The following is a 22833-nucleotide window of genomic DNA, read 5'->3' on the forward strand; positions in this document are numbered from 1 at the left end:
GGCTGTCTCAAAAGCAAATCACTTCTTTACGAGACAGCCGCTACATAGACTACAATGGTACTGTTAGATCTTATTTTTTTGTCGAGAAGCGATTTCCTCACTGACAATAAACGCAAGCTCCTCGTTTCCGAATAATGAAAGAACATTTAGTAAAGTGTCATCGTGAATGTCGCCCGCTTCTTCTTTTGGTACGGTTAAATCCACGGCTTGTTGTAAGGCTGGATTGGCCGTTTGTTGAGGATAAGCACGCCCATATAGCTCTGCCGGGTCAAGGTCATAATTCACACACCACTGAGCAAATACCAAGATCATCATTTGCTCATCACGTTGATAATTTTCTATGATTTGTTTTTCTAATTCTTTTTGATTCATCATTACGTCTCCTTAATACTTTATTTTTTCATTTTAGTGGGAACTATTATGGATGTCCATCCGTATATAAGGATAGAACTAGTTATCAAACGTATTCTTTGATGGCTGAACAGAAAGGAGCTACTTTATGACTATCGCTATTTGGATTGGCATTGTCCTATTATTTGTCACTAGTTTCGTTGGGCTGATTTTTCCGATCATTCCTTCCGTCTTAGTTCTATGGGGCGGATTTCTTCTCTATTATTTTGGGATTAGTAATGATGAATTGTCCATTGTTTTTTGGTTAGCCATGGGGCTATTTACGGCGTTAATATTTGTGGCAGATATGCTTGCTAACAATTATTTTGTCAAGAAATACGGGGGATCAAAATGGGGAGAATGGGTGGCCGCTATTGCCGTCATCGTAGGGTCCTTTATCATGCCGCCTTTTGGTATTCTGATCGTTCCATTTGTAGCTGTGCTTATCACTGAGCTGATCATTTTAAAAGATGTCAAAAAAGCATTCACTGTCGGGTATGCGACGTTTGTCGGCTTTTTAAGCGGCACCCTTGCAAAAGTATTAATTCAAGCGATTATGATCGGTTGGTTTATTGTTGAAGTGATCCTTTAACACACGATTAGTCCTGACAAAAACGTCCTTCCTGTGGAGGACGTTTTTTCAGTACTTCTCATTAAAACGTCTCATAAACGATAGAGCCTGTTTGTGAGTAGTCATAATCTCCTAGTGAGTGGATTTCTGAATGAAAAGATGTAGATGTTAGGATATCCTTTGCTTTGTCGATCAGTTGTTTGTTTTCTGGTGTTTTTAAGATGACGATATCGTATCGTTCAGTAATTAACGGAACAAAATCGACGTCGACGATTTTTGCCGTTTTTTCAATGCCTACTCCTACATCAGCTACGCCTGCAGAAACCGCAGAAGCGACACCGAGATGATTCGTTTCTTCTCTTTCATACCCTCTAATTTCTGAAGGAGAGATTTGATGGATGCGAAGCTGTTCATCGAGAAGAATTCTTGCTCCTGATCCTTTTTCTCGATTCATGATCGTCACATGTTCTTGATTCAAATCGGTCCAAGACGTGATGTTTAAAGGGTTCCCCTTTGGAACATAAAAGCCAGCTTTTCTCGAGACCAAGTTTAATAAAATATAAGGGTGACTAACTAATATCTTTTTTACATAAGGAAAATTGTATTCACCTGTATCCCCATCAAACATATGTAAACTAACGATATCACATTCTCCATTGTACATAGAGATCAAGCTATTAAAGCTTCCGGTATTAGAACGCAGCGCTTTATAATGAGAGTTTTTTTCAATATGTTTGCCAAGTATGTCAAGAACAAGATCTTGTCCACTAATGACAATCGTTGCGGTGTCCTTTGTTTGCGGTCTAGGAAGATCCATCTCAGAGCTTGGAGATGCCGTAGTTTTCTGTTTGTTGATGTACATCTCCAAATCGTTAGCCTGCATTCGCATTTGTCTGCCCACACGGAACACAGGTAATTCCCCTTTTTTTACAAGATCATATATAGTAAGTTTTGATACCTTTAATAACTGTGCGACTTCCTCAATCGTATAGGAAAGCTCTTTTGACATGCCAATCCCTCCATCCCTTTATATTATCTCATTCGTCAGTGCTTTGTCACAAAGAGTTTTTTATTAAGCATTTCCTTTTTTGTTATAACTAATTATAATTAGTTATGGTTTGTTATAATTAGTATGGAAGGAAGAAAAGAATGAAAAAATTTTATGGTCTCATCATTTTAATGATGCTGATGTTTGGCATCGCATCCGGATGTTCTTCTCAGGAAGAAAATAAAAATAAAGAAGAAGGAAAGCAAGAGCAGGTAGAATTAACAATTTCTGCAGCTGTTAGTTTACAAGAGGCATTAAATGAGATTAAGGCCTCTTATGAAAAGGAACATCCTAATGTAAAGATTGTTTACAATTTTGGGAGTTCAGGTGCACTGCAGCAACAAATTTCTCAAGGTGCACCGGTTGACCTCTTTTTCTCCGCAGCGGAGGATAAATTTGATCAATTAGTGGCAGAAGGAAAGATTGAGAAGGAGAAGGGAACGGACCTTCTTGCCAATGAATTAGTATTAGTTGTTCCAAAAGATGCGGATAAAGGCATTCAAACATTTGAAGATCTGAAGAAAGCGGAGAAGCTGTCTATTGGTACACCAGAATCAGTACCTGCTGGACAATATGCCAAGGAAGCTTTAGAAAACTTACAAGTGTGGAAAGACGTTGAACAGAACATCGTTTACGCCAAAGATGTTCGCCAAGTGCTTACATATGTAGAAACGGGCAATGTGGATGCAGGAATAGTGTATAAAACCGACGCGATGGTTTCAACGAAAGTAGATGTCGCAGCCACAGCTAAAGAAGAACTGCATACACCGATCATTTATCCGGTAGGAATCATTAAAGACAGTTCTCATCAAGAGGAAGCCCAACAATTCTATGAGTATCTTCAAGATCCAACATCAATGGAGACGTTTAAAAAGTATGGTTTTAAAGGAGTAAATTAATCCGATGGCAGCCGATTTTTGGTCACCGGTCAAGCTCTCCATTGAAATTGCATTGGTCTCCGGCTTCATTGTTTTAGTGGCAGGGACATTATTGGGGAGAATTATGGCCAATCGGTCATTTAAAGGGAAAGTGGTCTTTGAAACCATTTTGCTATTGCCTTTAGTTCTGCCACCTACTGTCGTCGGCTTTTTGTTAATTGTTTTGTTCGGAAAAAATAGTGTGATCGGACAAGCCATCGAGTGGTTCTTTCACCAACCCGTGATGTTTACCTGGTGGGCGGCTGTCATTGCTTCGACTGTCGTTGCCTTTCCGTTAATGTATCAATCGGCTAAAACAGGATTTGAAGCGATTGATCATAATATAGAAGATGCGGCTCGTGTAGATGGGGCTAATGAGTGGGAAATTTTTTGGTTTATTTCGATTCCACTATCCCTAAAAGCCATCATCTCAGGCGGGATCTTAAGTTTTACTAGAGCGTTGGGGGAATTTGGAGCGACTTTAATGTTTGCTGGGAATCTCCCGGGGAAAACTCAAACAACCCCCCTAGCCATTTACATTGCCATTGATTCTGGGAATATGGAAATGGCTTGGATGTGGGTGGTTTGTATGATTAGCCTTTCGTTTTTGTTATTGCTTTGTGTGCATTTAATGAAATCATGAAGAAAATATTAAGCCCGTTTCGATGAATAACATCGAAGCGGCTTTTTTCATTGGCTAAAAAAATTTTTATTATTCCAGTTGACTCTAACGTTACGTCATACTTTATTGTGAATAGTGAAGGGAGGCTAACAAGTAATGAGAGTCAAAGAAGTCGCAGATTTAGTTGGCATTAGTGTGCGTACACTTCATCATTATGATGAAATTGGGTTATTAGTTCCTGATGAGATAACAGAAGCAGGTTATCGCCTGTATTCCAACGATAATCTAGAGACCTTGCAGCAAATATTATTTTTCAGAGAGCTAGACTTCCCTTTAAAGAACATTAAGGAAATGATTAACAATCCTTCATTTGATCGGGAAGAGGCTTTGCAGCTACATCGAAAAATGCTGCTTGAGAAACGGCGGAGAATAGATCGAATGCTTGGAACGATTGATCAAACGATTCAACATATGAAAGGGGAAATTGACATGTCAAACAAAGAAAAATTTGCAGGATTTGATTTTAGCGATAATCCATACGAACAAGAAGCACGAGAACGTTGGGGGGATCAAGCGGTTGAACAATCTAAAGAGAAAATAGGAAAAATGACAAAGGATGAACAAAAGGAAATGGAAAATGAGTGGGATACGATCTATAAAAAGCTTGCGGTTCTTCGTCAACACTCTCCAGCATCTAAGGAAGCACAAGAAGCGATTAAAGAATGGTATGACTTTTTGAATATAATGGGTCACTACTCGCTTGAAGCCTTTAAAGGATTAGGGCAAATGTACGTGGATGATGAGCGATTTACGAAGAATATTGACAAGTATGGTGAGGGTTTAGCTAAATTTATGCGTGACGCCATGGCTTTTTATGCCGATCATAATAAATAAACTATAATTTTATTATGTAAAATTAATCTAAGGGATTAAACCAGTAGAATCGTTCTGCCGGTTGTTGTTTTAGAATAGAATTTGTTCAAATTAATGCAAATGACCTTGATAAAAGAACAAAAAGAAAGAGCGTGTTTTGAAAAAAGATTGATCAAAACTTGCTCTTAAAATATTCTAACGAATTATTTTTTATAAATAAGTTTAATCATTTATTGTATTGCTTGTTCAACTACAATACCTGTTAATATGTATCCTATTTTTCCTATGAAAAAGCCTAATTTCTCAATTTATTATAGAGAAATTAGGCTTTTTTCATCACTCCATTAAAGCGCCCTATAGTTTAATGACTTGATTTACTGATTATATCTTCAATCATTCACTTTGAACTATATAGATATAGTTTTTGTTGCAACTGTTTGTTGAAATGTCTGATCATGCTCAACAATAACCATTGTGGGGTTAAATCTTTGAATAAGCTCTTCAATCTGTATGCGCGAATAAATATCAATAAAATTTAACGGTTCATCCCAAATATATAAATGAGCTTTTTCACATAAACTTTTGGCTATAAGCAGCTTTTTCTTTTGTCCACCAGAATAATGAGATATATCTTTCTCAAATTGAATTCGGTCAAAATCCATCTTACGTAGGATGGATTTAAATAACGTTTCATCAATCTCATGCTCTTCAATAAAGTCCGATAACCGTCCCTTCAAATGAGAAGTATCTTGTTGGACATAGGAAATAATGAGGCCTGAACCTAAATTTATTGAGCCTGTATGCTGTATCGGATTTCCTAGAATTAGTTTTAGGATACTACTTTTCCCGCTTCCATTCTTTCCATCAAGTACAATTCGGTCACCTTGTTCAACTTTAAAGCTAATTGGCTTATTCACTATTTGGTCATCGTACTTAACAGACACATCAGCCAAAACAATCAATTCATTTGAATGAAATTCCAATGGTTCTAATTTTAATGATTCAGTTTTTTCTACATTTTTTAGTAGTTTTGACTTCTCCTCAATAGCTTTTTGTTGCCTTGAGTCAAGGTTCTTTGCTCTCTTCATCATCTTTGCCGCTTTATGTCCTACAAAACCCTTATCCAACTTAGATCCAGAATTCGTTGTCCCATTTTTGGAAGCTTCCACTTGATTAGACCAACCTGCTGAACGCTTTGAAGACTGTTTTAATCTCCCTATGTCTTTTTGTAGACGCTGATTTGTTGCCTCTTCGTGTTCCTGCTGTCTATCAAAATTTAACTTCCAAGAAGAATAGTTACCACTTTGAACTTCAATATTTGCTCTATTTATAGATAAGATATGGTCAACGCATCCATCTAAAAAGGTTCTGTCATGTGAAATTAAAATAAACCCTTTTTTCTTCCTTAGATAATCAGAGACCGTCTTTCGTGCATCAGTGTCTAGATGATTGGTTGGCTCATCAATTAAAAGAAATTGACCCTCAGTCAAAAAAAGTGCAGCAAGCAACACCTTTGTTTGTTCTCCATTTGATAATGTTTTAAATGGTCGATACATGACCTCGGCATCAACATTTAGATAGGATATTTCACGAAGAAATTCCCAATCTTCTGCTTGGGGGCAAATTTCTTCAAAAATTTCATGAGTATACTTGTTTTTATCCGAAACTGGGTAAGGGAAATAATTAAATTCTACAGAAGAAATGATTTTCCCACTATACTCATAATTCCCTAATAATAAATTAAAGAATGTTGTTTTACCTCGTCCGTTTCTACCAATAAACCCTAGTTTCCAATCTGTATCTATTTGAAAGTTTACACCTTCAAAAATATTATCAAAGCTACCTGGGTATGAAAAAGTTAAGTCTTGAACTTTTATCATTGACATAATAATTCCTCCTTTATATATCAACACTTTTCATATAAAGTCGGAATATCCATCAATTTTTTAATTCCTCCATATAAGTTTGATGGATATTAACGACTTATATAGAGCATCACATGTGTAACAATAGTGTCTGAATTACTCATTTTTCTCTCTCCTTTATTTGTTAGGTTACAGTTACGGATTAATAAATATCAACTTACCTATAAGAGAATAAAAAAATCCTCCCAATTTGTAATCGGAAGGATTAGTATTTCACTTATACTTAATAAGTTCTTATTAATCATTGGAATCATGATAAATAAAGTATGAACTAATTTATAAAAATGGATAGACTAACCCTATATTTTGTAGTTTGAAGTTATTAATTTCAAATTTAAATATAGATTAGTTAATCATTATTCATCCATCAGTCCTCTCATAATTCTATTTTTAGAGTAACATTCTTTTTTATGGAATGCAATATGACAATCGTCTTTACCTCCAATTACTGCTAACTACTTCTTTAAAATCAACAATGTATATTACAAACATCGTGACTTTATTTCAAACCCACACCGGTTTAAATCTCTTGAAAAAAATAACAAAAGATGTTAACTTAACATTAAGTTAGTTAGTTGAATAACTTAAAGGAGTGATTAAGTGGCTAGACCCAATATTATTAATAAGCAAGTGTTAATCGATGCGGCTAAAGTGTGCTTAGTTGAAAAGGGGATTGAAAAATTCACTTTAAAAGCTGTTGCAGAAGAAGCTGGAGTGACACAAGGAACAGTTTATTACCATTTTCGTACAAAAGAACAACTACTGCTAGATGTAGTAAAAGACATTTGTGATCGTTCTTGGAATGATATCGCACAGCAGCAAGACCATAAAGATATGATCAAACATGCTTTAGAGTCAGCAAAAAGCCGCTGTTCGAATGATGCATTTTTCCATCAATTATTCTTCACGTTAACCGTTGCAGGATTTAAAAATGAAAAGATTAGAGAACAACTGGCTGAGATTTTGCAAGCAGAGAATCAGGCTTTGTCTCAAAGTTTATCCAAAGTGTGGCAACATTCGCCCATTGACGGGGTGTCACTTGAGACGTGGGGGATATTTTTTAATGCATTGGTAGATGGGTTAGCAATCCAAAATTTGATGTTAGAAAATTTTCAAGTTGAAACATTTTTTGAAGAGTTGGAGCAATTGTTTATAGGATTAAGTCAGCTATCTAACAATAAAACATCATAGGAGAGGAAAGCTATGCGATTTTTCTTATTTTGGGGATTTCTTGTTTGGTTAGGGGCTAGTTTATTTTTTCGATTTTTAGGACAAATTTTTTTCGTTACGGATCCTATCATTTTGATGATCATTTCGTATATTTTGGTGATTCCATGCATTTTCCTTGTCACATTGCCAATTTATCGTTGGAAAAAAGTACAGGGGAAAGAGCGATTGTTGGCCGCTATTTGCATTGCACTCCCTGGAATGCTTATTGACTCTCTAGTTTTAGTCTATTTTGATCATGTGTTTGTGAATTTACCTGTTTATACGGATCGTTATTTTGCTTCTTGGCTATTGTGGGCCTACTCTTTTATTTTGATGACTGGAATCATAAAAAATAATCAGGTGGGAGTCCGCGTCTAGTCTAGCTTTTTCCATGGGACATGACATTTATCATACTCTGTATATGACGGGTGCTACTGCAAAAGATTATTTCCCTTCTTTATAATGATGGTATCAATGAAAGAAGGGGAAAAACATGACGATTCAACAACAAAAACAATTAAGGAAACAAATAGCTCCGTTTGAAAAGTCGAGTACAAAAGATAGTGTACGACAATTGTTCAACACGATCGTTCCTTTTATTCTCACATGGATTTTGGCTTACCAAAGTCTTGAGATTTCATATTTTCTTACGTTAGCTTTTGCGACAATTGGTGCTTTTTTGATGACAAGGGTTTTTATCATTTTTCATGATTGTACTCACAATTCCTTTTTCAAAAATCGGAAAGCGAATCAAATTGTTGGTACGATTACCGGCATATTGACCTTTTTCCCATTTTACCAATGGCAACATAGTCACTCGGTCCACCACGCAACGAGCGGTAATTTAGATAAGCGCGGAACGGGAGACATTTGGATGTTAACGGTGGATGAATATTTAGAAGCTCCACTATGGCGTCGTATTGCGTATCGTTTGTATCGCAGCCCACTTGTGATGTTTGGGGTTGGGCCGACTTATGTATTTTTGATTACGAATCGTTTTAACAGAAAAGGTGCTAGGAAGAAAGAAAAACTAAATACGTATTTAACGAATGTAGCAATCGTTTCAATTATCGCTCTTCTTTGCTGGACAATAGGTTGGAAAGCCTTCCTTTTAGTTGAAGCGCCGATCTTTTTAATTGCAGGAGCTGTAGGTGTATGGTTGTTTTATGTACAACATACGTTTGAGGATTCTTACTTTGAAGAAGATAAGCATTGGGATTATGTGAAAGCGGCAGTAGAGGGAAGTTCTTTCTACAAGCTTCCAAAACCGCTACAATGGTTGACAGGAAATATCGGATTCCATCATGTTCATCATTTAAGCCCAAGAATTCCGAACTATAAGCTTGAAGCTGCTCATAGCCAAACGGAACCTTTACAAAACGTCCCAACGGTTACGCTAGCGACAAGTTTAACATCGTTGAAATTCCGTTTATGGGATGACAAAAATGATCAATTTATCGGTTTTAAAGAATTAAAACAATATGCTAAGAATCGGAATAAGAAACAGGTGTATATGTCTGTTCCTGTTAAACAAAAATAAACACTTCATTCATAAAAACCATGTGTCTTTCCTCTTTTAACCTATTTCGTTATAGTGAGGATACATGGTTTTTTTGGCTGTTAGTTAGGAAGATATGGTAAAATAATAGATGAAATGATGTGAAACGATTGAATGAGGGTTTAAGCATGTTTAAACGATTGAAGATTTTTCAAAAAGGATCTGGAACGTCCCCTTATATATGGAGTATTTTGAGCTTTCTTCCTTTTTATTTTATTTTTCAATCTTCTTCGACGGTTGAAATGATTGTTGGGATTATCTTAACGGTTTTGTTTTTTGTATCTTTACGGTTCGCTTTTATTTCTAACAATTGGCCTGTCTATTTATGGTCGTTTGCTCTGATTACGATATCGACCACGATGACCATTTTGTTTCAATTTGTGTATTTTGCTTTTTATATTGCTTATTATAACGGGCATATCAAAAAACGTGGGGCCTTTATCACGTTATATGTCATTCATCTCGTGGCTACGACGATTTCTATTAACTATAATATCGTTTTGAAAGATGAATTATTTTTATCTCAGTTGCCGTTTATTATCATTATTTGGATTAGTGTGATCCTCCTTCCATTTAATATTTATAATAAGAAAAAGCAAGAAGAGCTTGAAGTGAAATTGAAGGATGCTAATGATCGAATTTCAGAACTGGTCAAACAAGAAGAGCGGCAAAGAATTGCCCGAGATTTGCATGATACATTAGGACAAAAGCTTTCGTTAATTGGATTGAAGAGTGACTTAGCTCAAAAATTAGTATTTAAGAATCCTGAGCAAGCTCGCAGTGAAATGACAGATGTTCAACAAACGGCTCGAACCGCGTTAAAAGAGGTGAGAAAAATGGTCTCATCGATGCGCGGCACGCGCTTATCAGAGGAAATAATTCTGGTGAAACAGATTTTAAAGGCCGCTCAAATTGAATTAATCAGTGAACCCGAATTGAAATTAACAAATGTGTCTTTGTTTTTAGAAAATATATTAAGTATGTGTATGAAAGAAGCGGTCACCAATATTGTAAAGCACAGTCATGCCTCTACTTGTCACATTCGAGTGGAACAAACGGCGGATGATGTTCGCTTATTCATTCAAGATGATGGAGTTGGCTTTGAAGAAGAAACTAGTCTTGGGAAAGGCAGTGGATTGTTAGGGATGAGAGAGCGTCTAGAGTTTGTGAATGGGACATTAGAAGTCGTAAATGATCATGGAACCACGTTGATCATGAAGATCCCCAACCACATTAGGCAGCGGGAGAAGGAGGAACTTAAATGATTCGAATAGTGATTGCTGAAGATCAGCGGATGCTGTTAGGGGCCTTAGGTTCCTTGCTCAATTTAGAAGAAGACATGGAAGTGATTGGACAAGCAGCTAATGGGGAAGAAGCGATCACTCTTGTTCAACAATTAAAGCCGGATGTATGTATTATGGACATCGAAATGCCAGGAAAAAGTGGACTAGAGGCAGCAGAAGAGCTAAAAGGTCTAGGCTGCAAAGTGATTATTTTAACGACGTTTGCTCGAACGGGCTATTTTCAACGAGCGTTAAAAGCAAAGGTGAGCGGCTATTTATTGAAGGATAGTCCAAGCGAAGAGTTAGCTAGCTCGATTCGAAGCATTATGGCGGGCAGTCGAATATATGCACCAGAACTAATGGATGATTTTTATAGTGAAGAGAACCCTTTAACAGAGAGAGAGAAGGATGTCTTAGCTCTTGTGGCTGATGGGAAAAGTACAAAAGAAATTGCTACCGATCTTCATATTACGACAGGAACTGTGCGGAATTATATTTCCACCATTTTCGATAAGCTAGAAGTGAAAAATCGAATTGAAGCGATCTCCCAATCGAAGAAGAAGGGCTGGTTTAAATGAAAGAAGGGACGGTAAATTTATACCGTCCCTTTTCTACATATCGTGGCTACTATGCTTCTTCTGTCGAGAATGATTTTTGTTTTTCACTTTGTGGGAGCCACTTAATGGTTGAGGTTGAGTAGCTTCTGTTTTCTCTGATTTTGAGGCACTTTTCGTCATCGTTCTTCGCCCCTTTACATGGTTTGGTGACCGTCATGTTCAACTTGTCTTAATTCTTCTTGCATTTGACTTAAATGTTCTTGCTGGGCTAATGTGGAATTCGCAAAGGCTGAGACGAGACTGTTTTTCGCAATAGCGATATTTTCTTCCGTTGAATCAGTCAGTGCTTGATTAACAAATCGCTTAGCTTCTCGGAAGAGCTTTTGCCCCATTTAAAACCCTCCAAGCGTTAGGTCAGGGTTTTCTTCTGTCTGTTCATTTGTATAACGAGCTTCTGATTCCGAGAAGGTTGTCCGATAAGGGAAGCGTTCATCATGCTTAGAAACGGCATCCTTTCCTTGTTGGACAAAACGTTTCGATTTGCTGTTTTTCCCCATTATGAATCCCTCCGAATAATGAGTTCACAGAAAATTTCTGTGTCATCATTATTGTGACTCTAAATCCATGGATTATTAGCAAAAAAATTTTTGTTTGTGATGTATAGACATTGAACAAAGTGGCTATTATAAATAAGGCAAGGGACGAAAAACTCCAAATGGGGTGATGGCTTTGGACAAATATCGTACTAACCCAGATTCGGGAATCTCGCTATACATCATCATGTAAATGAGGTGTTTGTCGGAGAGCAGGTACATGTTGTAAAAACCATTTGAATTTCTTGCATAATGACGGTGCGCTGAATGGCGCACCGTTATTTTATGAGGGAATCGAAAATGTAAAATATTATCTGTAGCAAGTGGAATAGGGGAAGTAAGGCTTCATACAAGTTCAAAAGTGATCATCCCTTTCAAGTATTTTCCTGAAAGAATACCGTTTTTTCATTTTGGGGGAAATCCCTTTCCTTAGCTTGATGGGTATAGGGTGGAACCCCCTAATAAAAAGGGGATATAGCGATCATACTGCAAATGAATCTTCACTCTCCGAATTTTCTAATTTGTTTTCCGCACCTAAAAAAGGTAGAATATGAATAATCTAATTTAGCAAAAAAGGGGGGATAGCACGATGCCAACACAAATTGCATTTTTTGGTTCTGCGGCGATGGTGAAGCAGGTGCAGGAATATACCAAAGACTTGACGGATATTTTGATTACACCATTTATTTATCAAAAACCGGAAGAAGTCATTTACCACCTTGATCAGGCCTTCTTTTGTGATGTACTGCTTTTTTCAGGATTGCTGCCTTATTATTTCGCGCAGGACCCATTAAAGGCCTATAAAAAGCCATGTGTTTATATCCCCATTAATGAATATATGCTGACGATTTCTATTTTCCAATTACTGCACAATGAGGGTTACCCGCTTGATCGGATTTCGATTGATTTGCCGGATCAGTCCATCCTGCTGCAATGTTTGGATGATATTCAACTCAGTCCCAAGAATGTGCCAATCATTGATTATCCCTTTATTTTTAACAAGGAAACACCTCATTTTTCGACTAGTAAGATTTTGAACTATCATGAGGAACTTCATCGTAAAAAGAGGGTCGATATCACCTTAACCAGTATTCATGCGGTCTATGATGCCCTTCAGGCAAAGGGGATTCCTTGCCGGAAAATGACTGACCCGAAAAAGAATATTTTAGAAGCGATTGAAGAAGCAGTGGTCCAATCAAACATCTATCAAACAAAGCAGTCCCAGATGGCGGTGGGCTATATTTTGCTAGAGTCAACGCATCTCACCACCGATATCATCCAGAAGATTATGAATGATGTAGATGCCGAGTTTAAGTGTTCCACCCAATATCTCGATGACGGGTTATGTATTTTTTATAGTACAAGAGGGAGAATTGAGCGGGCAACGAACCACTTTAAGCTATTCCCGATCAAACATTTTTTGAAAAAGAACATTAAGCTGGGCATCGGATTTGGGCTTACTTCCAATGAAGCAAAGCGCAATGCTAAAGTGGCATTATCGAGGACGGAAAAGTATGCCGGCCTAAACATTGCGTTCATTGTAACGGATAATGAAACAATCATTGGACCGTTAGGGGAAAAGGAGAGCAAGGAATATCGTTTAAACAGCTATGATAAAAATATTCAGAACCTGGCAAAAAAAGCGGGGATGAGTGTCGCGAAGTTCAATCAATTCATGTCCTTTGTCGACAGCCTGCCTATCAATCAGTTTACAACAGAGGATCTGGCAGAGAATTTTTCGGTGACAAGGCGTTCAGCTGAAAGACTGTTAAAAAAGCTAATAGAACAACACTTAGTTTTTAAAATCGGAGAAGAGCAGCTGTACGAGCATGGAAGGCCCCGGTCCATTTATACATTTCAACTAAAATAGCTTCCTATTTAGTAGGATGCTATTTTTTATATTGACAGAGCATAAATGTAGAATTATAATAATTTTAAAATTCTAAATATTCAAAAATAAACCCGAGGAGAGAGTTGTAAATGAGGGTAGAAAGGAGTTCATCTAACTAAAAGCGACACATTAACGACAAACAGACAATTACCCATTCCTTAAACCGACGTATTACCGACATCTCACAAAAATCCCAGCCAATAAAAAAGGAGAGAACCACATGTTATCCAATGCAGAAACCGTAACCCCAGGGATCCAACAGCAAAAAAAGTGGAACGTCCCACATGTATTTGTCATTTTATTTGCCGTTATCATTATTGCAGCGATCAGTACTTATTTTATTCCAGCAGGTGAGTACGATCAGGTGGAGCAGGACGGTAGAACGATTGTAGTCGATGGTAGCTACCATATTGTCAATAGTTCCCCTGCATCCTTTCTAGCCATCTTTGAATCGATTCATAAAGGGATGGTGTCATCTGCCAGCATCATTTTTTATATTTTTATTGTTGGCGGGACATTCGGTATCTTAAGGGCGACCGGAGCGATTGAAGGGGCGGTGCACTCCATTTCCGGAAAACTGGAGGGGAAGGAACATTTCCTGATTCCAGTGTTGATGATATTCTTCGCACTTGGCGGCGCTATGCTGGGTCTTGCGGAGGAAACAATTCCATATATCACCATTATTGTGCCGTTAGTCATTATGCTTGGCTTTGATTCTATGGTAGGAGCGGCGATTGTGCTCTTAGGAACATCGGCTGGCTTTACTGCCGCCTTCATGAATCCCTTTACAGTCGGTGTGGCCCAGGGAATTGCCGAGCTGCCGATATTCTCAGGCCTTTCATTACGAATTGTTTTTTGGGCGATCTTCTTATCCATCAACATTTGGTATGTCATGCGCTATGCGAAAAAGGTAAAGAAAAACCCGGAAATTAGTCTTGTACATGAAGAAAGTGGAAAAGTACTAAGCAACCTGGGGACACAGGAAAAAATAGAGTTCACCCGTGCCCATAAAGTAGCATTTGCCATCCTACTTCTTTCACTGATTACACTTGCGGTCGGAGTTATTAAGTTCGGCTGGTACCTACCAGAGATATCAGGCCTGTTTATTATCATGGGCATTGCCATGGGGTTAGTAGCGAAAATGTCATTCAGCAAAATGGCGGAGTCCTTTATTGATGGCTGTTCCGTCCTTGTCTTAGGAGCTCTGGTTGTCGGTGTGGCTTACGGGATTCTCGTCATTCTGCAGGATGGGAAGGTCATGGATACCATACTTCATTCACTTGCTGGTGTAGTGGGGATATTGCCATCACAGTTAGCTGCTCTTGGAATGTATATTGTCCAATGTTTCATTAACTTTATTGTGCCATCTGGAAGCGGCCAGGCTGCTTTAACAATGCCGATTATGGCGCCACTGTCGGATTTAGTGGGCGTGACAAGACAAACAGCCGTATTAGCGTTTCAATTTGGTGACGGCATTTCCAACATTTTCACCCCAACATCCGGTTATTTCATGGCAGGTCTGGCACTTGCTGGTGTTTCTTGGGTTAAATGGATGAAGTGGATTTGGCCGCTGATTCTCATTAATTATATTCTGGGTGCGATCTTTGTATCGATAGCCCATTTGATTGGCTTTCATTGATGTACAAAGGAGAGAACAATATGAATTGGTCTATTTTAGAGGAACAAATGGTCAGCTACCGCCGCCATTTTCATCAATATCCCGAGATTTCCCATGAAGAGGTGAAGACGCGGGAGTTTATCAGAAGAGAACTGGAATCATTAGGATTAAAGCCATTTTCCTTTACGGGAAAAGATATAGTGGTCGACCTTCAAGGAGCAAATCCGGGGAAAGTAGCAGCCATCCGGGCGGATATGGATGCACTGCCAGTGGAGGAGGAAACAGGCCTACCGTTTGCTTCCAAAAATAAAGGAACGATGCATGCCTGTGGACATGACGGGCATATGGCGATTTTACTTGGTCTTATTCACTTTTTCAAAAAACATCAGCACAAACTAAACGGAACCATCCGGTTTATTTTTCAGCATGCGGAGGAAACCGTTCCGGGCGGTGCCAATGAAATTGTCGCAAATCAGGGACTTGCAGGGGTGGATGGCATTTTTGGCTACCACCTTTGGCAGCCGCTTCCGCTAGGGACGATCGGTGTTAGACAAGGTCCGGTCATGGCCGGTGCAGATAAATTCACCATCCGGATTATCGGAAAAGGCGGCCATGGTTCGATGCCAAATGAAACGATTGACCCTACCTTGATCGCATCGCTTGCAATCATCCAAATTCACACGATCATCAGCCGGTCTCTGCATCCATTAGCGCAGGCCGTTGTCAGCATTGGAGAGCTGAAATCAGGCACGACCTATAATGTTATTCCTGACAGTGCCACCTTATCCGGAACGGTACGGCAATTCAGTACAGAGGTTTCAATGCAGATACATAAACGGCTGGATGAAATCTTGCATGGGCTCTCGGTCTCTTACAGTTCGGAATATGAATTAGACTACACATACGGCGATTCTGCTGTTGTGAATGATGCCGAGTTGTATTCGTTAGTGAAAGAAAAAGCGGCCAAGCTATTCGGCAAGGAGAAGATTGTGGAGATTAAGCCACAGCTTGGCAGTGAGGATTTCTCCTATTATACAAACTGCATTCCTGGGATGTACACCTTTATCGGGGTAGGAAAAGAGGACACCCAATATGGCCATCATCATCCAAAGTTTGATATTGACGAAACGATGATGGTTCCAGCGGTACAATTGCTGTCAGAAGCTGTTATCGAATTTTTACATAAGGGGGAAGAGTCATGCGAATAACGTCTGCTAAGGTATATGGGATCCAACTCCCCTTTGCCGAGCCGTTTATTATTAGCTATCACACGTATGAAAATATGCCGTCTGTGATTCTGGAATTCCAGACGGATGAGGGAATCACCGGGTATGGGGAGGCGACACCTGATGAGCATGTGACAGGCGAAACCTTTGATAGCACAATTTCTGCGTTAACAGAGTTTCTAGTACCGGCCCTCATCGGCGAAGACCCGTTTCGCATTGAAGTGATTCATGAAAAAATGGATAAGCTTCTGTTAGGCAATCCTTCGGCAAAAGCAGCTGTTGATATTGCCTGTTATGATTTGATGGGGAAAAAAGCAGGTTTGCCTGTTTTCAATCTATTAGGCGGAAGATATCACGAACAGCTGGATGTGCCAAAGGTGTTAAGCATTTTAGAGCCGAAGGAAATGGCAAGGCAAGCAAAGGAAGCCAAGGATGCGGGGTATTCCTCGATTAAACTAAAGGTTGGAACCAATGCCAGAAAAGATGTCGAACGGATTCGAGCGGTACGTTTAGCCATCGGTCCTGATTTCCCTATCCGTGTCGATGCCAATCAAGGATGGCAGACCGCATCAGAGGCACTTTCGGTTATTCGGAAAATAGAGGATTGTGAGATCGACTGGATGGAGCAGCCTGTTGTCGCTCATGATATCGATGCCTTAGCGGAAGTAAGGGCGAAAACCACGATTCCGGTGATGATTGATGAGGGGCTTCACAGTTTAGAGGAAATGCGCGAAGTCATCACGAAAAGGGCTGCAGATAAAATCAATATTAAGCTAATGAAATGTTGTGGATTATACAGGGGAAGCCAGCTTGTTCATATTGCGGAAATGGCCGGCATCACCTGCCAGGTCGGATCCATGGTCGAATCCTCGATTGCAAGTGCAGCAGGACTCCACCTAGCCACTGCAAAAAAGGCGATTCAAAGCCATGAGCTTGTCGGGCCTTTGATGTTTTCAAAGGATGTTTCACAACTGCCGTTTACAAAAAATTCAATTGTCGTACCAGATAAGCCTGGGCTGGGAATTGAAATTGATAAGGAAGCATTGGAAGAGATTACATGCAGGAAAATAGAAATTAAATAATGAAAAAGGCTGCCGGGGCCGGAAAAAGTCGGTGGCCTTTTTTTATCCTGCATCAGACCTTAGCCTACTAAAGTCCAAATTTTTCAGTCGTTCTGTTTCAATAAATATCATTAATTTATCGCCGTCATGCCAACACCACTCAAGACTATCATCCGAATCAATTGTTAACAGTGGGATCCATTCTGCTCCAGGCGTTGGATCATATGCTAGTGTAGAATGAGAAGGGTAGCCTAGAAGATAGTCCGAACTTTTATGTAGAGAATCCCGGATTTCGGTGTATATGTCGCTCTGAACTCCATCGAAAGGCCAGTCCTTCAACTGGTATTCGTCATAAGGAATATCAATAGTCAGGAAAAACTCAATCACTGTGGTCTTGCCAATATCTGAATGGGGCGGCATTATCGTCTCTAGATTCGTCGTTTCAGGAATATAGATACCATGAATATATCCGTCCTCAAACGCCTCTAGATAACCATCATCATCATAATTATCATCTGCTACAAAGAGACTTAGGAGTCCTTTCGATGGCAGACCTCTTTTAGTTGAAGCGATTTCTGTGAAATTGATCTGGCCAAGGAAGCGATACGGCTTCTTCTCATACGTTGGCCATTCGCTACCAACTGGTAAATCAGGTGCTCCTCCAAAACGACTACAGCCCAATCGCGGTTCGGCATCTGTATTCCTAAGTATATCAATTGCTGGCCTCAACACTTGAGATAAGTACTCTTTATGATTTGCAATATTTGACTGTTCAATTATCTCTAGCAAATTATTCCTATTCATTATATCCTCTCCACGTGTGTTTTTCTTTAAACATGGTTTGAATTTCCCTCATATTTAATTATACTTCATCGTGGTTGCGAGACCAATGATTAAACTAATAATGGAAAAAAACCTATACTTCTTTGTTTACTCCAAGCATTAGAGCATGAAGGAGCAACTGTTATTTACAAAGAAAAGTAAGAAATACGAACGAATGTGCGTTTTTATATGATATAATAAAAGAACAATAGAAAAGGTTTCTCAAGGGTGGTCGGTGCACTCCTCCGTAAGGTCAGTTGATAAGAGGAGGGAGGTGTTGCCGAATGACAGTGTATGAAACATTAACGTTAATGATCTCGTTTGCGGGACTTGTTGTGCTTATTCTGTCTGTAAAAAAAGACTAAAACCGCCCTTGAGTTTTGGCCAGCTCAGGCGGTTTTAGTTCTTCTTTGTGCCGATCCCCGATAGGGAACCTGCTATTGTATCGTCGTTTCGATGTTACCAGCATCGAAACGGCTTTTTTAATGTATGCTTATTTAACTGTATTATACCTCAAGATATCGGATTTGAAAAGATAAGGGTAATCCTCAAAGCCATTTCACTTGTCGCTTTTATTATAAAATGAGAAAGGATATAATAAGGAAGCAATTTATAGTAAAGGTGGTTTTTACATTGACGAATGAACATGAAGTGTTACCTCCAAAGACTTGTACGATTGAACGTCTGGTGACAATGAAGGAAGATGTAGAAAAGGTACTAAATGGACAAAAAACAGCGACTCGCCGCAATGGAAGATATGCGGATATTGGGGAAATCATGACGCTAGAGAATGTTGATTTTGTTGTTGAACGTGTGTATCGACAAACGCTTGGAGAGTTGACTGACGAACATGCCAATCAAGAAGGATATGCGAATGTCGAGGAATATAAGCAATCTATTTTAGCGATTCATCCTGGAATGCCTTGGCTATCGCATATGAAAGTATGGGTTCATGAGTTTCGCCAAGTTCAGAAATGATGCTTTAAGAATTTGAATATGACCTACCAACTTCTTATATTTATACACGTCAGTAGTGTGATATTGTCGATTGGGCCTTTTTTTGTTTTATTTCCTCTGTTAAAAAAATTACGTCAAGCAACAGATGATACAGAGCAAGCCTGTATCGATGTATTTCAATCCGCGATCCGCCTCGTCAAACATGCTGGTCATGTTCTAGTCGGATCGGGGATCTTATTGATGATTGTAGGTTCGTGGCCATGGACCACTTCTTGGGTGGTAATGACCATTGTTGTCATGATCAGCTCGATCTTTTTTCTGGCACGAGCTTTTACCCCAACATTAAAAAAATTCAATGAGCCGGAAGTAAACAAACAGCAGCTTGTCGATAAGCTTTATCGATCGGTCTGGATTTATATTGCTTTATTAACGATCATGCTATGGTTTATGGTTGTTAAACCTGTGTTATGGTAAAAGGTTAATAAAAAAGCAGGCACATTTCGCCTGCTTTTTTTCATTTATCCCGCATTAACGGGCTATAAGACCCCCACCTCAACATGGCAGAAGAAGCGCATGTATGTAGGTGGGGATCAACAGTCCGTAAACGCCCGATTGGTTCAACTAACGATCAGTGGGGGATGAAGCCCCCACTGATTGAAGTTTCACTTTATTGAAATTGTTTTTCCTTCATTACGGGTGGCTCTATTAAAAGGCTGCCAGCCGCTGCAAAGATTAATAAAACACCGGTAAAGAGAAAGCCTTGTAATGGCGTAAAGCCGAATAAGCCAGTCAATCCAGAGCCGATGACCACACCTAAAGAGAAAAAGGCATAAAAATATCCATAAGCTTTACCGCGATGGGCGGGTTCAACGGCTTGAACGAGTAACGAATTGAGCGATGGAAAGAGAAAGGCAAATCCAATGCCGTATACGACCATGCACAAATATAGAAGAGAGGTATCATCGAACTGACTCAGTAAAATTAAGCTAAGTCCCATCGAACTCATACCAAATGCCAACGTCCACATCGGTTTGATCAGATCAAACAACCGATTGGTTGGTAATAGAAAAATCAAAATAGCAGTCACACCGAATGTGCTTAATAACATTCCGCTAGTTTGTGCATCAAATCCAAGATCAATCACTTTTAGTGGTAACATATAAGCGAGAACACCTTGAGAGAACATAAGGAGAAAGGCTCCAATAAAAGCCTTCACCACATTCGCTTGTTGGAAAAAAGTACGCACTAGCATCTGTTGTTTCGCTTCTACTTGAAGGGGGGAGTTTACATTGTTCCGTAAAAAGATGAGAGAAACAATGGCCAAAATAAGCATACAAATAGCTGTTACTGTTAATACAGTGACTTCACTTGTTCGGCTAGCGACAATTCCACTAAAGGCAGGTCCAATCACAGCGGCCAGTCCAACAAAGGCCCCAGAGATGGCAGAACTTTTTCCTTTTTTCCCTTCTGTCGCTGCATTCGCTAAATAAGTAAATGCAGCAGGAACAATTAATCCAGCCAGCAATCCATGTAAAAAGCGAATAGCTAGTAAAGACCAAGCATCTACAGCGAATCGATAACATAAAAGCGAAAGACCGGTCAATGTTAAACCAATAACTAAAATTCGAAATGCTCCTTTTTTATCCGTTAGAAACCCAGAGGCGACATTTCCAATTGTGTTGGAAAATGAATAAATTCCAACAACTAATCCCGTTAATAACGGTGTGGCCCCTAGTGATTCAGCAAACGGACTCATAATAGGCAATTGAGTAAATAAATCAAAAAATGAGAAAAACACAATCATAAACACCAAAACACGCATATGAGTATAGCCTCCATCTAGTTGTCTCGTTCTCTATTGTTCGTTTTATTAAAGCATTTGTCAACGACGATTCAGTGAATAATCATCGAATATTATTGATCTATGATGAAGATGTACCATAAAAAGTTAATTAACGGCATGTTTCCGAAAAAAATTAGGAAATCATTGTCGAGGTTCAAATTCATTCCCAATGTAAATCACTGGCCGCCTCACCGACAAAATCCTTTTGAATATCTAGCACTAGTAAATTATGATTCTATTTAACACAGTCCGAGAGAATTCCCCTTCCTCAAGGAGCGTGAAGGGCACAGCTCAGCGAGTAGGAAGGGGATGAATGTCGGTTCGGCACAGCCGAAAAGCGCTTGGTTGATCATCTTCCGATCCTTGTCGAAAGAAAAAAGGATGAAATTTTCCATTTCTCCTTTATAGGAACGTTTGTTCGTTTTATAATGATGACAAGGGAGGGATGGTCATGTATCGAACGTTAAAAACAGACTTTACGGCTCCTCAGCCAACGCTTCAACAGTTGTTTCACCTACGCCGGATCTGCGGAACGATTTGGAATAAATGCGTCCAGCTAGCCCGGTATTACTACCGGATTCACGGCAAGTGGATCAACAAAAGCGACCTTCAATCTGAACTCAAAGGTTTGTATCCTCTTCATAGTCAGACGATACAAGCGGTATGCCATAAGTTTTTGCGTGCCCGAGACGGTGTTCGCCAAGCGCGGAAAACGAATAAGTCCATCCGGTATCCATACAAGGAAAAGTTCGTGTTCCATCCAAAATGGGTCGACAAATCCTTCGTGTTGGAAGGACGAAAGCTGATACTTAGCCTAGGAAGATGGAAGGGAAAACAGCAGACACCACTCGTGTTGACACTCGCCTCGGTCCCAACCGGCGTGGTCAAAGAAGTGGAACTCGTCTACGACGGTCGGTGGCATGCCTGTTTGTCGTATGAAGACGGAGTCAACCCCCTACCGGTTCAAGACGGTCATACAGTAGCCATTGATCCAGGTGAGATTCATACGATTGCCGCCGTCAGTACCAGCGGACAAGCGCTTGTGATTTCTGGCAGGAAGATGCGCAGCGTTCACCGGTTGCGAAATAAAAAAGTGAGAGAATTGCAAATCTTCATGAGTCGGTGTCAAAAAGGGTCCAGGAAATGGCGCCAATACCACCGGGCGAAGAAGTACATTCTCTCGAAAAGCGAACGGCAGCTAGGGGATCTCCTGCACAAGACGACCCGTGCCTTTGTGAACTGGTGTGTGGAACAAAGGGTCGGGCATGTCGCTCTTGGCGATGTGGAAGGTATTCAGCGACACACAAGCAAGCGAAACAAACGGCGAAAACGCATCCGTTCCAAACAAGTAAACCAGAAGCTCAGCAACTGGAGCTTTGGAAAGCTGACGAAACAGTTAGCCTATAAATTAGAAGCAGTTGGTGTTTCGTTATCGAAAGAAAATGAGGCCTATACAACGCAAGCATGCCCTGCTTGCGGAAAACGCAACAAGGTCCGTTCGCGAAACTACCGATGTTCTTGCGGATATGAACGGCACCGGGATGTTCACGGTGCAGGGAACATCTTATCCAAGTATTTGCACGGGAAGTTTCGAGAAGTGATGGTGACTGGCATCACGTATCTACGTCCTATACAGGCGTAGTAGATGGGTAGAACCGCCCCGGGGGAGATGGCATTCTCTCTCTGTTGCTTACGGTGGCAGCCAGCCGTCGGGAGACGTCTGGTGTCAAGACCACTGCTTCCTGTAGGGGAGCGTCAGTCCCCAAGAAAGACGAGGGTGTCGTGTACACCTATGGACATTGTCCAGCTTCTGATTTCGAAGGATCGACAAGAAACCCCCACCTCAAGCGCGAAGCGATAGGTGGGGGA

25 protein-coding genes are annotated in these 22833 nt (G+C 39.9%); 17 read left to right on the forward strand and 8 right to left on the reverse strand.

Annotated features, from left to right (window positions below):
- Window positions 1–63 precede the first annotated feature (63 nt).
- Window positions 64–372, reverse strand: coding sequence for a hypothetical protein (locus WDJ61_RS08450; RefSeq protein WP_338754427.1), 309 nt, complete (start codon window positions 370–372; stop codon window positions 64–66).
- A 127-nt stretch (window positions 373–499) separates the two neighbouring features.
- On the opposite strand from WDJ61_RS08450, the gene WDJ61_RS08455 reads away from it, so the two are divergent.
- The gene (locus tag WDJ61_RS08455; RefSeq protein ID WP_338754429.1) at window positions 500–982 is read left to right on the forward strand and encodes a DUF456 domain-containing protein; all 483 of its coding nucleotides are present in this window, start codon (window positions 500–502) and stop codon (window positions 980–982) included.
- Between the two features lie 61 nt (window positions 983–1043).
- Here WDJ61_RS08455 and WDJ61_RS08460 read toward each other — a convergent pair whose 3' ends face one another.
- Entirely contained in the window at window positions 1044–1970 is a 927-nt protein-coding gene (locus WDJ61_RS08460; protein WP_338754430.1) for a helix-turn-helix transcriptional regulator, read from the reverse strand.
- Window positions 1971–2110: 140 nt separating this feature from the next.
- Here WDJ61_RS08460 and modA point away from each other — a divergent pair, with 140 nt between their 5' ends.
- The 3 genes from modA (at window position 2111) to WDJ61_RS08475 (ending at window position 4442) form a co-directional block, all read left to right on the forward strand.
- Entirely contained in the window at window positions 2111–2908 is a 798-nt protein-coding gene (gene modA, locus WDJ61_RS08465; protein ID WP_338754431.1) for a molybdate ABC transporter substrate-binding protein, read from the forward strand.
- Between the two features lie 4 nt (window positions 2909–2912).
- Complete coding sequence (gene modB / locus WDJ61_RS08470) at window positions 2913–3569, forward strand: molybdate ABC transporter permease subunit (RefSeq protein ID WP_338754432.1); 657 nt, start codon at window positions 2913–2915, stop codon at window positions 3567–3569.
- Window positions 3570–3704: 135 nt separating this feature from the next.
- Complete coding sequence (locus tag WDJ61_RS08475; protein WP_338754433.1) at window positions 3705–4442, forward strand: MerR family transcriptional regulator; 738 nt, start codon at window positions 3705–3707, stop codon at window positions 4440–4442.
- 386 nt (window positions 4443–4828) lie between these two features.
- Here the strand turns inward: WDJ61_RS08475 and WDJ61_RS08480 are convergent, their stop codons facing one another.
- Window positions 4829–6307, reverse strand: a complete 1479-nt coding sequence (locus tag WDJ61_RS08480; protein ID WP_338754434.1) for an Lsa family ABC-F type ribosomal protection protein — start codon at window positions 6305–6307, stop codon at window positions 4829–4831.
- 639 nt (window positions 6308–6946) lie between these two features.
- Here WDJ61_RS08480 and WDJ61_RS08485 point away from each other — a divergent pair.
- The 5 genes from WDJ61_RS08485 (at window position 6947) to WDJ61_RS08505 (ending at window position 10974) form a co-directional block, all read left to right on the forward strand.
- Window positions 6947–7537 carry a TetR/AcrR family transcriptional regulator gene (locus WDJ61_RS08485; RefSeq protein ID WP_338754435.1) on the forward strand — a complete coding sequence of 197 codons (591 nt, stop codon included), beginning with the start codon at window positions 6947–6949 and terminating at the stop codon, window positions 7535–7537.
- Between the two features lie 12 nt (window positions 7538–7549).
- The gene (locus WDJ61_RS08490) at window positions 7550–7933 is read left to right on the forward strand and encodes a DUF5367 domain-containing protein (RefSeq protein WP_338754436.1); all 384 of its coding nucleotides are present in this window, start codon (window positions 7550–7552) and stop codon (window positions 7931–7933) included.
- A gap of 115 nt (window positions 7934–8048) precedes the next feature.
- Window positions 8049–9095: a fatty acid desaturase gene (locus tag WDJ61_RS08495; protein WP_338754437.1), complete on the forward strand. Its 1047-nt coding sequence runs from the start codon at window positions 8049–8051 to the stop codon at window positions 9093–9095.
- 146 nt (window positions 9096–9241) lie between these two features.
- Complete coding sequence (locus WDJ61_RS08500) at window positions 9242–10378, forward strand: sensor histidine kinase (RefSeq protein ID WP_338754439.1); 1137 nt, start codon at window positions 9242–9244, stop codon at window positions 10376–10378.
- On the forward strand, window positions 10375–10974 hold the full coding sequence (locus WDJ61_RS08505; RefSeq protein ID WP_338754441.1) for a response regulator transcription factor: 600 nt from the start codon (window positions 10375–10377) through the stop codon (window positions 10972–10974). The genes WDJ61_RS08500 and WDJ61_RS08505 overlap by 4 nt, the downstream gene beginning before the upstream one ends.
- A gap of 33 nt (window positions 10975–11007) precedes the next feature.
- Here WDJ61_RS08505 and WDJ61_RS08510 read toward each other — a convergent pair whose 3' ends face one another.
- From WDJ61_RS08510 to WDJ61_RS08520, 3 genes are read right to left on the reverse strand one after another with little or no spacing between them, the layout of a single operon-like run.
- Window positions 11008–11133: a small acid-soluble spore protein P gene (locus WDJ61_RS08510; protein WP_338754443.1), complete on the reverse strand. Its 126-nt coding sequence runs from the start codon at window positions 11131–11133 to the stop codon at window positions 11008–11010.
- A gap of 14 nt (window positions 11134–11147) precedes the next feature.
- Window positions 11148–11345, reverse strand: coding sequence for a DUF3813 domain-containing protein (locus WDJ61_RS08515; protein WP_338754444.1), 198 nt, complete (start codon window positions 11343–11345; stop codon window positions 11148–11150).
- Complete coding sequence (locus WDJ61_RS08520) at window positions 11346–11510, reverse strand: hypothetical protein (RefSeq protein WP_198508054.1); 165 nt, start codon at window positions 11508–11510, stop codon at window positions 11346–11348.
- 625 nt (window positions 11511–12135) lie between these two features.
- Between WDJ61_RS08520 and WDJ61_RS08525 the strand changes: the two genes are divergently transcribed.
- The 4 genes from WDJ61_RS08525 (at window position 12136) to WDJ61_RS08540 (ending at window position 17363) form a co-directional block, all read left to right on the forward strand.
- Entirely contained in the window at window positions 12136–13416 is a 1281-nt protein-coding gene (locus WDJ61_RS08525) for a hypothetical protein (protein ID WP_338754446.1), read from the forward strand.
- Between the two features lie 241 nt (window positions 13417–13657).
- Window positions 13658–15076, forward strand: coding sequence for a YfcC family protein (locus tag WDJ61_RS08530; protein ID WP_338754448.1), 1419 nt, complete (start codon window positions 13658–13660; stop codon window positions 15074–15076).
- A 20-nt stretch (window positions 15077–15096) separates the two neighbouring features.
- Window positions 15097–16263 (forward strand): amidohydrolase, encoded by a 1167-nt coding sequence (locus WDJ61_RS08535; RefSeq protein ID WP_338754449.1) that lies wholly within the window; start codon window positions 15097–15099, stop codon window positions 16261–16263.
- Entirely contained in the window at window positions 16254–17363 is a 1110-nt protein-coding gene (locus WDJ61_RS08540) for a dipeptide epimerase (RefSeq protein ID WP_338754451.1), read from the forward strand. Before WDJ61_RS08535 ends, WDJ61_RS08540 begins: the two co-directional genes overlap by 10 nt.
- 42 nt (window positions 17364–17405) lie before the next feature.
- Here WDJ61_RS08540 and WDJ61_RS08545 read toward each other — a convergent pair whose 3' ends face one another.
- Complete coding sequence (locus WDJ61_RS08545) at window positions 17406–18146, reverse strand: YwqG family protein (protein ID WP_338754453.1); 741 nt, start codon at window positions 18144–18146, stop codon at window positions 17406–17408.
- Window positions 18147–18448: 302 nt separating this feature from the next.
- Here WDJ61_RS08545 and WDJ61_RS19030 point away from each other — a divergent pair, with 302 nt between their 5' ends.
- From WDJ61_RS19030 to WDJ61_RS08555, 3 genes are all read left to right on the forward strand, one after another.
- Window positions 18449–18529: a putative holin-like toxin gene (locus WDJ61_RS19030; RefSeq protein WP_413789088.1), complete on the forward strand. Its 81-nt coding sequence runs from the start codon at window positions 18449–18451 to the stop codon at window positions 18527–18529.
- Window positions 18530–18746: 217 nt separating this feature from the next.
- Window positions 18747–19142 (forward strand): ASCH domain-containing protein, encoded by a 396-nt coding sequence (locus tag WDJ61_RS08550; RefSeq protein ID WP_413789069.1) that lies wholly within the window; start codon window positions 18747–18749, stop codon window positions 19140–19142.
- Window positions 19143–19160: 18 nt separating this feature from the next.
- Window positions 19161–19595, forward strand: a complete 435-nt coding sequence (locus WDJ61_RS08555) for a hypothetical protein (protein WP_338754455.1) — start codon at window positions 19161–19163, stop codon at window positions 19593–19595.
- A gap of 193 nt (window positions 19596–19788) precedes the next feature.
- On the opposite strand, the gene WDJ61_RS08560 is transcribed toward WDJ61_RS08555, so the two are convergent.
- Window positions 19789–20943, reverse strand: coding sequence for an MFS transporter (locus tag WDJ61_RS08560; RefSeq protein ID WP_338754456.1), 1155 nt, complete (start codon window positions 20941–20943; stop codon window positions 19789–19791).
- A gap of 472 nt (window positions 20944–21415) precedes the next feature.
- Between WDJ61_RS08560 and WDJ61_RS08565 the strand changes: the two genes are divergently transcribed.
- Window positions 21416–22606, forward strand: a complete 1191-nt coding sequence (locus WDJ61_RS08565) for a transposase (RefSeq protein WP_338754457.1) — start codon at window positions 21416–21418, stop codon at window positions 22604–22606.
- The last annotated feature ends 227 nt before the right edge of the window (window positions 22607–22833 follow it).

The organism is Bacillus sp. FJAT-52991, from assembly GCF_037201805.1.
In the GTDB taxonomy this organism is placed as follows: domain Bacteria; phylum Bacillota; class Bacilli; order Bacillales; family Domibacillaceae; genus Bacillus_CE; species Bacillus_CE kandeliae.